The organism is Undibacterium sp. TJN19 (assembly GCF_049339485.1).
GTDB lineage: Bacteria > Pseudomonadota > Gammaproteobacteria > Burkholderiales > Burkholderiaceae_D > Undibacterium.
In genome coordinates, this window is sequence record NZ_JBMPPL010000019.1 from 21,393 (window position 1) to 35,048 (window position 13,656).

3 protein-coding genes are annotated in these 13,656 nt (G+C 50.8%); all 3 read left to right on the top strand.

Translation table 11 applies throughout. The features are described from left to right. Positions 1–107 precede the first annotated feature (107 nt). Entirely contained in the window at positions 108–2,243 is a 2,136-nt protein-coding gene (locus tag ACO0LH_RS27430; RefSeq protein WP_422944333.1) for a non-ribosomal peptide synthetase, read from the top strand. Continuing rightward, positions 2,240–9,547 carry an SDR family NAD(P)-dependent oxidoreductase gene (locus ACO0LH_RS27435; RefSeq protein ID WP_422944334.1) on the top strand — a complete coding sequence of 2,436 codons (7,308 nt, stop codon included), beginning with the start codon at positions 2,240–2,242 and terminating at the stop codon, positions 9,545–9,547. Before ACO0LH_RS27430 ends, ACO0LH_RS27435 begins: the two co-directional genes overlap by 4 nt. Before the next feature lie 72 nt (positions 9,548–9,619). After that, positions 9,620–13,656, top strand: a 4,037-nt coding sequence (locus ACO0LH_RS27440) for an HAD-IIIC family phosphatase (RefSeq protein WP_422944335.1), incomplete at its 3' end; no start/stop codon positions are given.

The following is a 13,656-nucleotide window of genomic DNA, read 5'->3' on the forward strand; positions in this document are numbered from 1 at the left end:
TAATAACTTTCCACTATATTTATACTCGACCAGTACGCTACTTTCGGAAGTATTTTCACTGGTAAAGACTATGCATATTTCGCAGCTCTGGCCTGAGGAAAAGACGCATGACGAGCATGGATGATTTACATAAATCGATCGACAGTTCTGCATTCGAAAATCGTGATGCAGCTACCGTTGCGATTGCTGGCGGCGACAGCGCAGGAAGTAAAGGAAACACTTTCAATTCACGAGAAAATGTCGTGCATGCTGATGCAGATTTCTTGCGCGAACCCTGTGTGAAAGCGATAGATGAAGTTGCAGACATCATTGAGCGTTTCAAATTTTCTGCTCATCAGTACCGAGACAGAAATGCCATCGAGTTTGGTGAACAAATATGGTCTTATCAGCAGCTTGATGGCTTGAGCGATGACCTCGCACGTCTTATTCAAAATCGTAGCGATCATCAACATTCTGTTGTTGTCATTCATTGCGAGCGCAGTCCCTTGCTGGTGCTTGCCATACTGGCGTGTGTCAAGGCAAATCGCGTATTTTTCGTGATTGGCGAAAATCAGCCAGAAGCTTATATTTCACGTGCACTCGAAAGCGTCAAAAATATTTTCTGGCTGGGATCTGAAGGCTATTCAGATGAAGAAAAAGCCCGGCGAATTACTGATGAGCGCTTGAGTGATTGCTGCATACTCAGCAGTCAGCATATGGATGATTCGGGCACAGAACTTGATGGCGAATATGTCGCAGATCAAGCCACTGAAATTGATGAATCTGACTATCCCGATGCGATCGCCGACCGCGAAATGTATCTGGTGGCGACGTCCGGCACTACCGGCAAGCCAAAACTAGTTGTGACGAGCGTCAGGCCTATATTGAATTTCATGGACTGGTACCAGGAGAAGTTTTCCTTGTCCGTCAAAGACAAGTTCAGCATGCTCTCGGGTCTGGGCTATGACCCGCTGATACGGGATATTTTTGTTCCCTTGACTATCGGTGCGTGTATAGCTATCCCTACCAGGGAGGCGCTCAGCAGCCGTCACGGCTTGCATGCCTGGATTAAAGAAAAGCAGGTCACAGTGGTCCATGCGACACCCCAACTGGCCCGGCATATTTTTGAGCAGAGCGAAAAACAGGGTCTCGATACACTGCGGTTGCTCGCCATTGGTGGTTCGGTATTGGGTCAGGAGCTGGCAAGCCATATCAAATCGCTGCTGCCTTCCGGCACATTGATCAATGTGTATGGTACCAGTGAAACGCCCCAGATCATGACTTGTCAAGTTGTCGCCGATACGACCGGGACTGCCGCACAGTCCTCCATCGAAAATGTTCCCGTCGGCAAGCCGATCCGGCAAGTGGATATCCAGATTCTTAAGGAAGATGGTGGGTTAGCCGGTGAATTCGAAGTGGGTGAGATACATATCGTCACGCCACACCTGGCTCGCGGTTATTACTTGAATCCTGAACTGACAGCCGAAAAATTTTTGGTAAATGAAGAAGGCAATTGCCGTTCATACCGCACTGGCGATCTGGGCTTTATTGATCGCGATGGCAACCTGAATTATATCGGCCGAAAAGATCGCCAGGTCAAGTCGCGTGGCTATCGCATACAGCTTGAAGAGATAGAACAAGCAGTGCAAAGCCTGGATGCTGTTTTTTCTGCAGCGGCTATTCATGAAGGCGCCAAGGGCGCTGAAAAGCTGGTGTGCTATGTGCAAAGCAAATCAGGCGCGCAATTCAATTTACCCGATATCAAGCAGCGGCTGGTTGATATTTTGCCTACCTACATGATGCCGGACAGCTATGTACCGGTAGAGAAAATGCCCTTGAACAGTCGCCATAAAATTGATTATAGCGCGCTCAAGCAGGCTGTGTCGGCAACTGCGTTAACCCATGCCGCGCAGACAGGGCCGGTGGTCAGGGACCATCTGGTGGCAAAGGAATTGCTCTCTATCTGGGCCGGCGTGCTTGATGCACCCAAGGCAAATATTGCGATGGATAGCAACTTCTTTGATGTTGGCGGCAACTCTCTGCTGTCAGTCAAATTAATCGAACTTATCAACAAGACCTTTTCAAAAAAGCTGAAAACAACGGATTTGTTTGTCTACTCGAATATACACGATTTATCCAGATTTATTGAAGCCAAAAATGATGATCACCATCATCTGGACAGCACCGTGAATGTGAGCAAACGGGCAAAACATTTAAGTCAAGTGAACTTGGAACGAAACAGAAGGATACGGGTTGAACTATGAGCGATTTTAACAGTGCTGTTGCAATAGTTGGTGTGTCTTTGCGATTTCCAAAGGCAAACAACCAGGACGAATTTTGGAAGAACCTGCTTGAGGGGCGTGATTGCGCCAAAATGCTCGACAGGGAAGAACTCGCCAGGCTAGGTGTCGCCAGGGAAAAACTCGATAGCGCCGACTATGTCTATCGTAGTTACGATCTGGACGATATCGATATGTTCGATGCGAAATTCTTTGGATTTTCACCACGTGAAGCCAGGATGGCAGATCCGCAATTGCGCATCATGCTCGAAGCCGCGCAGGAATGCATAGAAGATTCCGGCCATATCGTCAGCGGCACCAAAACCGGCATGTATTTTGGTGTGGCAGATCATAAATACTGGATGTATTATAACCTCTTCCAGTCACCCCTCGAAGAAACCAATGAAGTGGCAAAACGAATTATTGCCATCAAGGATTTTTTTGCCACACAGCTCTCGCATAAACTGGGCCTGAATGGCCCCAGCATTTCACTCAACAGCGCGTGCTCGACCGGCTTGCTGGCAACACATGAGGCCTGCAATCACCTGCTGATGTATGACTGCGATTATGCGCTGGCAGGCGGCTGCGAAATTTTGAAGGGTGTCGGTTACCAGTATTTTGATGGTGGCCTGTCGGCACGTGGTGGTTACCTGCGTGCTTTTGACAAGGATGCTTCCGGCACGGTGTTTGGTAGCGGCGTTGGCATGGTGATGTTGCGCAGGTTGCCAGACGCCATCAAGGATGGCGACAAGATCTATGCTGTCATCCGCAGTACGGCTGTCAACAATGACGGCAATCAAAAAGTCGGCTATATGGCCCCGGGCGTCAAAGGGCAGATGAGTGTTATCCATGAAGCCATAGAACGCGCAGGCGTCAGCGCCCGTGATATCAGCTATGTCGAAGCGCATGGCACTGGCACCAACGTGGGTGATCCGATAGAGATCGAATCGATCAGCAAAGTTTATAGAAAATACACGGACGAAAATCAATACTGTGCAATTGGCTCGGTAAAAACCAATGTAGGCCATCTAAGCATTGCTGCCGGCATTGCCGGGCTCATCAAAACCTCGCTGATGCTGCATTATAAAAAAATCCCGCCTATCGTCAATTTCAACGAGGCCAACCCTGCGATTAATTTTGAAGAAAGCCCATTCCGCGTTGCGCAGGAACTGACTGACTGGCAACCCTATAACGGCAGGCGCATAGCCGGTATCAGCGCTTTTGGGGTAGGTGGCACCAATGTCCACGCCATCGTCGAAGAAGCGCCCGAAGTGAAACGCACGCTGGAGCCAAGGCCCTACCACAAGCTGGTGGTGTTAACGGCAAAATCAGAAAAGGCACTGGCTGATTCAAAATTGCGGCTTGCCACGTACTTGCAGGATCACCCTGAAGCAGAGCTGGCTGACATTGCCTATTCGCTCAACGCTGGCCGTCAGAAATTTGATCATCGTCTTTATATCGTTGCTGATGACAAGGAAAAACTGATCGAAGCCTGTGAAAAGTCAAGCCAGGTTGTTCACACCATCCCTGTCAATGCGATGCGGCAAACCGTATTCATGTTCCCGGGTCAGGGTTCGCAATACCCTGACATGGGATTGCAGCTTTACAAGGAAGAACCCATTTTCAAGGCCTGTGTTGACCAGTGCTGCCAGGAGGCAAAAGACTCTCTGGGTATCGATATTTTCCCGGTTCTGTTTCCTTCACTGAGTGAACATGAAACAACGCGTGAACGCATCAATGAAACTGAATATACGCAAATTTGCCTGTTCGTGATTTCTTATTCCCTGGCACAACTGTGGATGGGCTGGGGTGTCAAACCTGCGGCCATGATAGGGCACAGCATAGGCGAATATGCAGCGGCCTGCCTGGCGGGCGTATTTTCCCTCAGTGATGGTTTAAAACTGGTGGCAAATCGTGGTCGTCTCATGCAGTCCATGCCAAAAGGCAATATGTTGTCGATACCACTGGCAAAAGAAGAAGTGGGCCGTTACCTGGATGACACGGTTTCCATCGCCGGTGAAAACAGCCCGGCATCCTGCGTCGTCTCAGGGACGGTAGAAGCCATAGAACGTCTTGCTGCCAGACTGCTTGATGCCAATATCAAGAGCGTGGTGTTGCATACATCACATGCGTTCCACTCGCATATGATGGACCCTATTCTTGAAGCTTATGGGAATATCGTCAACTCGGTTGAACTTCATCATCCGACCATTCCCTTTGTTTCCAATGTGAGCGGCACATGGATCACCGCTGAGCAGGCAACGGATTCTTCTTATTGGGTCAGACAGTTACGCGAAGCCGTGCTGTTTTCCAAAGGTGCGCAGACCATCATGGTGCAAGATGCCATCTGCCTGGAAATGGGGCCAGGTGCGACCTTGTGTTCCTTGCTGGGCCAGCACGATTTTGATGTGGAATGCCTGACCGTGAGCACGCTGCCACGGGCAAAAGATACTATTGGTGCCGCAGATTTCATGTCGGCAGCCTTGGGCAAAGCCTGCTGCCTGGGTATAGACATAGACTGGGAAGCCGTTTTCGCCGACTCCGGCACAAGGCGCATCTCCTTGCCGACTTACCCGTTTGAGCGCAAGAGCTTCTGGATCGATGAAGAGATCATCAATAAACCCAAGGCAATTGCGCTGGAAAATCTGCCGCTGGAGCATCCTTTGCTGGGCCGCCGCCTGGCCAGCACGGCAAAGGTTGTCGTGTTTGAGAATATCATTGATAAAGACACGCCCAAGTTCATCGCTGACCACCGTTTGATAGAAACAGTGATTTTCCCTGGCGCGGGCTATACCCAGATGGCGCTGGAAATCGGCAAGCATTTCATCAAGAACAAAAAAGTGCGTATTGATGAAATCCGTTTCGCCCAAGTAATGATGTTGCATGACGGCGCCAAGAAGGTGTTGCAGATTATTGCCACCGCCAGCGGCGAAGGCTGTACCTTCGAAATCCTGAGCCGTAACCTCGGAAAATCAGATGCCATTGACAGCAGTGCCTGGGTCTTGCACGCCAAGGGCAAGATCTCGCCACATTCTGTCAACCCGCCTGCGATTGCCATGCCGGCCCTGATCCACAAGGCCGATAGCGAGCTGCTGCCACTGAGCCGTTACTATGATGCGCTTAAATTCATTACCTTTGGCCCTTCCTTCAGGGCGATCAAACGCCTGTGGATAGGCGAAAACCAGCATGGTCAGCTGGAAAGCCTGGGGCTGGTGGAATTGCCTCAACATCTGTATCCCGAAGTTGATCGTTATAGCTTCCACCCGGTCTTGCTGGACGCGGCTTTCCAGGTCATTGACGGACCAAAAATTTCGCAGACCGGTACTTTGCCGGTGGGCCTGCGTAACTTCACAGTGTATGAGTCGGTACCCAATACTTTCTATGTACACGCGGTAAGGCGGGAACAGACGGATGAAGAATACTCGATAGGCGAGATCACTGTTTTCTCTGAAAAAGGCGCAGTCATCGCCAGGATAGAACACTACCTGCAAAAAGAAATCGCTGATTCAGTCGTGGCAGATGATCAACTGGCCGGTGTGCTGTTTGACATCGAATGGGAAAAGACAGAGCAGGCAGTTTCCAAACCTGCCAAACCACGCAACACCTGGGTCTTGATCGGCGAAGACAGCTTGCCTGTCACAAAACTTGAATTGGCACTGAGGAATGACAATAAAACCGTTATTCGTCTGGCGCAAGGCCTGATTGATGACAGCAAACCGATCAGTACCCGTCACCTGAGCAAAAAATACCCTGATACCAAAACCTATGAGCAAGATCTTTTGTCGTCAAAAGAAATTCTTGGCCTGATCAAACATTCGGAAGTCGATACCATCGTCTTCGCCAAAAATTTGTGCGAAACGCCTGACAATCATGAAGACGCGCTGGATCTGAGCCTGAATGTGCTGAGCCTCACGCAACTGATCAGTGCCTGCGATGCCGATGTCGCGCCACGCATCGTGATTGCCACGTCCGGGGCACAGCTGATCGATGAAGAAATCCATATCGACGAATATGATGCCCATCAATCGGCATTGTGGGGTATCGGTAATACCCTGACGATTGAACATCCGGAATTCCACTGCTTGCGGGCAGACGTGGATACCACAGAGGCATCGCTTGATGCATTCATCGCCGACCTGGTGCAAGGCGAAACGCTGGAAAACCAGCTGGCCTACCGCGATGGCCAGCGATTTACACCACGTATTAAAAAAGCTGTCGATACCGGGGCAGCCAACAGCAAGCTGCGCCTTCCCTCAGGGCCTTTTGAAATACGCCTGATGCGTTTCGGCACGTTTGACAATTTCTCAGCCCGTGAATTCATACCTGATTTGCTGGGTGAAAATGAAGTGCTGGTGGAAATGCACAGTGCAGCGCTGAACTTCAAGGAGACCCTGTATGTACTGGGCTTTCTCAATCCTAACAAACGACATGCAGCTGATTTTGATTTTGGCATGGAAGGTGCGGGCCGCATCAAGCGCGTGGGCCAGGGCGTAAGCCATCTGAAAAAAGGGGATGATGTCATCGTTTGGCACAATGGCTGCCTGAGCAGTGATTTCGTCGTCAATGTCGACAAGGTCATCAAGAAGCCAGAGGCGCTCAGCTATGCCGCGGCATCTTGCATTCCTACCGTGTTCATGACCGCTTACTATGCCTTGTACCACGTGGCAAAGATCAGGCCTGGCGACAAGGTATTGATCCATGCAGCGGCAGGCGGGGTCGGCCAGGTATCCATCCAGATCGCCAGGGCAGCCGGCGCAGAAATCTATGCGACCGCCAGCCAGGGCAAGTGGGAACATTTGCGCCAGCAGGGTGTCAAGCACATCTTTGATTCGCGTTCCCTCGATTTTTCACAGCAAATTCTCGACCTCACCAAAGGCGAGGGTGTGGACATTGTCTTCAACAGCCTCAATGGCGATTTCATCGAGAAGAGCTTTGATGCACTCGGCAAAAATGGACGCTTTGTCGAAATTGGCAAAAAAGATATCTGGTCAAATGAAAAGGCCGCGGCTTACCGTCCTGATGTTGACTACTGCTTCTTTGAAATTGGTGAAGACGCAGTCAGCGGCGGCATAGGTGGCAACACCATCATTCACGATCTGATGCAGCAGATACTCGACGATTTCGAATCCGGCAAGCTCGAAGAGCTGGCCATGACAGAATTTTCTGTCAGCGATATCCAGCAGGCTTACCGTTACCTGTCAGCGGGCAAGAATGTCGGCAAGGTTGTTGTCAACTTTGACAAGCACGCCAGTGCTGCTGCGCACGCATCCTTTGTCAATCCTGGAAAAACCTATCTCGTTACGGGGGGCCTCGGCGGCCTGGGCCTCCAGTCGGCGAACTGGCTGGTCAGCCACGGTGCCAGACATATCGCCCTGGTCGGCAGAAGTGAGCCTACCGAGGATATTGCACGTCAGCTTCGTGACCTCAACAAGGTCGGCATTAATGCTTATCCAGTCCGTGGAGACATAGGCGTGCATGAAGATGTGGCACGTATTATCCGCACCATACAGGCAGGAGATGCGCCTCTGGGAGGCATCCTGCATTGCGCCGGTGTGCTCGAAGATGCGCTGGTCGAACAGCAAACCGTGGAAAAATTTGAAAAAGTATTCAAGCCGAAAGTCATGGGCACCCTGCACCTGCATCACCTGACTGCGCAGTTGCCTCTTGATTTCTTTGTTTGCTTTTCATCCGTCTCTGCCATCCTTGATGGTGGCGGCCAAAGTAATTACGCCGCAGCAAATGCCTTCATGGATCGCCTCATGAGTCACAGGCGCAGCCAGAACCTGCCAGGCCTCAGCGTCAACTGGGGGGCATGGGCAGAAGTGGGTATGGCTGCACGACTGGCACAGAAGCGCACCATGGACATGAGCCATTTCATCTCTGTCGATGAAGGCTTCCTGTCGTTGGAAAGACTGATGCTCAATCAAAGTGTGCAAGGTGTGGTGTGCAAACTGGGCAGCCGTCTGGCTTCCGACATCAGATCGAGGATGTTGCTCAACCTGGTTGAGAAGCGCGATATTGACGACGCTGAAGTAGGGGAGCTGGAACGTGCTTTCCTGCAAAATCCGCAAAACAGCATTGTCCAGAATATAGAAGTATTCCTCAAGGCCCAGGTAAATAAGGTGCTGGGTGCCGACGCCAGGGACGAAGTTGAAGCGGATACAGAATTCGTTTCCCTCGGTGTTGATTCACTGTCGATGACCGAACTGAAAAATGCCGTTGAACATGGCATGGGCAAGACCCTCAAGATGGCAGTCTTCTTTGCCAACCCGACAGTGGGGCATCTGGCGAAGCATCTTGCCGTCGAATATGGCGATCAGCTCGGCTTCAAGGCTGGTCATGCATCAGCGACTGCACCGGCTTCTGACAGTGATGTGCAAGATCACGGCAGCAATATCAGGGGCACAACGCCAGACGCAGATCGCAGCATAGAATTCATTGCGATGGGTGACAGCACTGGCGATAGAAACATATTCTGTATCCCTGGCCTGAACGGCAATATCTTTGATTTTTCTGATTTTGTCGCAGAAAGCAAGGGCAAGTACAAAGTGCTTGTCGGTGAAATCAGTGGCGACCTGGCAACGCTGGAGACCGATATCCGCAAGATTGCCGCAGATGCCATTCACCAGATCAAAGGTTTGCAAAAATCCGGCCCTTACGCATTGTTGGGTTATTCCTACGGCGGTGTGGTGACACTGGAAATCGCGCACCAATTGAAGGTTGCCGGCGATGAAGTCGAGATGCTGATGATGATCGATTCCTTCCCGCATTTCCATTATCGCCTTGATGAACGCTTCATGAATTTCATGCAGGCCATCATTATTGATTCCATCCTGGCACCGATGAAACTCGACAAGGACAGCTACGACAAACTGGCGACCCAGATCATGTTCACGCCAGCCAGCCAGGTTGGTGAGCTATTGCAGACATTTGATACAAACAATGCTGCCAATAACAGGGTGAATCTTGACCTGTTCAATAACATTGTCGAAGGCGGCAAGAAGCGTTCGATGGCAATTTATGAACCGCCAAAAAATATTGATGGCCTGGAAATTACCTATATCAAGGCGAATTGTTATCCGCCAAGCATGTCCCTGGCCAGCCTGGATGGATTTCTCGATGATTCAACCATGCGTGATGAAAAATACTCGTGGGGTAATTTCATCAGCAATGATTTCCAGGTGCGCCATGTAGAGGCACAGCACAACGAAATCCTTAAATCAAAAAATGCAAAAACCATTTTGAGTTTTGTTGATGAATTGATCGGTGTGAAATGCGAGATTTCATAAGTCCTTAAAACCAGCGATACATCAAAAAATATTGAGTAGCGGTGATCTACTAGATAAAAGAGGCGAAGCAAGATGGCGCAAGAATTGGACGATGTAAGGCTCAACGCCAAAGAGGCAGATGTTTTCGTTGTGGCCGGCTTCACCGCTGAACCGCTACAAAATTTCCTGGCAGAGCAGTTGTCTGGCTATGGCATTGCTTCAACCATTAATTTCGCCCCTTTTGGCCAGGTCTTCCAGTCCTTGCTCAATCAAGACGCAGGTCTCAGGACAGATGTCGCTGGTATTAACCTGTTATTGCTCAGGGTGGAGGATTTTTTTTGCCTTGCCGACAGGCAGGCCTTGCAGGACCGCCGTTTCAATGACGCCAACTGGAAAACAGTTGAGCAATTGCAGGATAGCCTGGTCGCCACATTGACTGAATTGGATGTCGCTTACCCAGGCAAATTCGTGGTGGCCTTATGTCCTTCATTATTGGAACTGGCTGCGCAGGACGGGCATGACAACAGGTATTTGCTTGCGCTCGAAAGCCGCTTGCTTGAAAAACTGGCCAGCTTGTCGGTTGCGCCCATCGTGCCTGCTGATTTTTATGTAGGGCATTCTTCGGAAGTATTTGACCTGGTACGCGATGAAATAGCGAAAATCCCGTTCAGGGACAGTTATTTTTCCCTGCTTGCACAGGTCATCGCAACACGCATTGCCAACTTTCATGGCTTTGAGCATAAGCTCATTGTACTGGATGCCGATGGTACGCTTTGGCAAGGCATATGCGGCGAACAGGAACCAGATACGCTGGTCATTACCCGTGATCAGCTGTATTTGCAAAACCTGGTAAGAAAAGCAAAGCAGCAGGGGATGTTGCTGGCACTGGTCAGCAAGAACAATCCAGCAGATGTCGAGCGCGTATTTGAAGAGAATGCCGACATGGTACTGCAGCGCGATGATTTCATCGCCATGCGAGTCAACTGGCAATCCAAGGCGCAAAACATCGCCGAGATCGCTGCCGAGCTGAATCTGTCATCCAGTTCTTTTATCTTTATTGATGACAATGCGGTTGAACTGGTTGAAGTCGGTGCAGCGCACCCTGGTCTGTTGCTATTGCCCATCCCCCAGACATCAGATGATGCAGTGCGTAATAGCTTGCGTTCTTTAACCGCCGTGCTGGAACGTTCATGGCTGTTCCAGCGTCTTGCCGTCACGGAAGAAGACACCCGGCGCACTCAGCTTTACCAGCTTGAACAGCAAAGAAAGCATTTGCAAAGTTCGTTCGGTGACCTGGCTTCTTTTATTCAGAACCTGGGTATAGAAGTACGTTTTTATCCGCTGGATGCCGGCAATATGAACCGCGCTGCGCAGTTGAGTGCCAAGACCAACCAGTTCAATTTAAGAAAAATCCCCCGGTCCCAAGACGAATTGCAGTCCATTATCGAAAAAAAAAATACCAGGGGATTTATTGTCCAGGTACAGGATAAATTCGGGGACTATGGTCAGACAGGTGTGGTGGTGCTGGTGGCTGACAGTGCAGCTAACAGTGTCAGCACGCTCATTGTCGATACATTTTTGCTGAGTTGCCGGGTATTGGGGCGCCATATCGAATATTGCGTCCTGCAAAAAATAAGAGAGCATGCAGAAAGCCTGCAATGCGCGCAAGTGCATTTCCCGCTGGTTCGTTCAGATAAAAATGCGCCTGTACAACTGTTTCTTGATAAATACTTTGCCCAATATGCTGACGCAGGGAATGCAAAAAGGGCAGGGGATACGGTGCTGGATTACCTGATCCCGGTTGATGCGCTGGCAAAACTGGAGGTGCCGCAATCCATCCTTATCCGTGACGAAATATCAGGTCTTGCTGATGCGCAGGCAACAGTGCAGTCTGGTTCAAATGCTGCCAGTCCGGCAGAACTGAATTCGATCAGTGCGCTGCTTTGCCGACTGGTTCGTAAAAATCTGGCGCTTGAGGACAAAGTACTGGCGTCTGATAATTATTTCAGCCTTGGCGGCAATTCCCTCAAGGCAGTCAACCTCATCGTCGACAGCCGGAAAGAAGGGCTTTCATACACGCTTGATGATGTCATCGGCAGCGCAACGATTGCAGATATCGCCAGTCTGATTCGCCGTGATCATGCACAGTTTGCCAGTGTCACCCCGATTGCACCATTCGCCTTGCTTGATGATGCGGAAAAACATGCTGTCGATGATAAATATGATTTGCTGGAACTGGATGATGCTTTTCCTCTATCGTCGCTACAGCAGGGCATGATTTATCATTCGCTCAAAGAAAAAGACTTGCACCTGTATCAAAATGTCCTGTGCTGGCATGTACAGTCGGGATGGAACGAGAAACTTTTTATTCGCGCCTTGCGGGCCATGCAGGTACGCCATGCAGCCTTGCGTTCTGTTTTTGTCATGGACGCTGTACGACGCCCATTACAGGTTGTCATGCGCAATGCCGCAGCGCCTTTGCAGACATTTAATCTGCGTGCCCTGTCCAAAGCGGATCAGGACACAGAAATCCGTCAATGGGTAGCAGAACAAAAGCAGCAGGGCATCGCCATCCAGGCTGCGCCATGGCGACTGGCTATCCATGTGCTTGGCGATACTGCATTGCACCTGAGCCTGGTCATACATCATGCCCTGTTCGATGGCTGGAGCAATCAGCATTTTGTGGCAGAACTGCTCGCCAATTATGGCAAATTCCTGCATCAGGAATTTCCGGAAACCAGATCTGCGCCACCTGCTTACAGTACACTTATTGACCTTGAACTCAAGTCAATCGTACACGAGCCCAGCAAAAATTTCTGGATTGAACAGCTGCAAGGTGCTTCGATGCCCTGGTGGGCAGGGGCGAAGCGTGCGCGCAATCAACGCTTCAGTTATGACGTTCCACAAGCGCTGAATGCTTCCGTTGAAGCATTGGCGCAGCGCTGGCATGTACATGAAAAAAGCATTTGGTACACGGTGTACGCAGCACTGCTGGCGGTGATTACCGGTACCGGAAAAATACTTGGCAGTGCCGTTACGCATAGCCGCCCGGAACTGGAAAACATCGACCAGGCTCTGGGTGTGTATCTCAATTCCCTGCCTCTGGCAGTTGACCTGGAAAAAAAATCCTGGACGGAAATTGCTCAATCCATCCACCAGACCCTGCAACAACAGTTCCGGCATCGCTTTTATCCGGCAGCACAGATACAGTTTGATACCGGTATCGATTTGTCGGCTTCACTGTTTAACTTCGTGCAGCTTGATCAACTTGGTCAGCTTGGTCAGTTTGATCTGCATCCAGGCCAGCAGAATTTCAGCGAATCGCCGTTCGGTGAGGAGTCGACCAGTTTCCCGCTGACGTTTTCGGTGCATAGTACTGTCAATACCCATAACAGAAAAGAGAATTACAGCCGCATTGACCTCGATGTGGATGTCGATCTCTTGCCTGCAAGCCTTGAGCAACACCTGATGTCTTATGTCCGTCAGATACTGAGCTTGCTGACTGCGCAAAGCGCACGGCAATTCAGCATCGAAGACATTCTCGATGAAAGCGAAACCAGTCAACTGACGACCTGGAACGCGACGGCGATGGCCTATCCCGAGAGCCAGACCCTGCACGGCCTGTTCGAAGCCCAGGTTGCCAGCGCCCCCGGCAAGACAGCCCTCATCGCCGGCAGTACCAGCCTCAGCTACCAGCAACTCAACGACCGCGCCAACCAGCGTGCTGCCGTCTTACTGTCCCTCGGCGTTGCGCCAGAAGACTGCGTCGGCATCTGCCTCAACCGCACCGCCGAAAGCCTCATCAGCATCCTCGCCGTCTTGAAAGCCGGTGCCTGCTACGTCCCCATCGACCCGGCCTATCCCGCCTCCCGCGTCCAGTACCTGCTCAACGATGCCGACATGCACATCGTCATCACCACCACAGAACTGCGCGAACGACTCGGTATCGACCCCGGCAAATGCCTGTGCACAGACCAAGATGCAGATGTCGATAAGCACACAAATCAAGTTCTCAGCACAAACCTGCCCCCGGTCAACCCCGGCCAGCTCGCCTACATCATCTACACCTCAGGCAGCACCGGTCGCCCCAAAGGCGTTGCCATCAACCACCAGAGCGGCGTCTCCCTCCT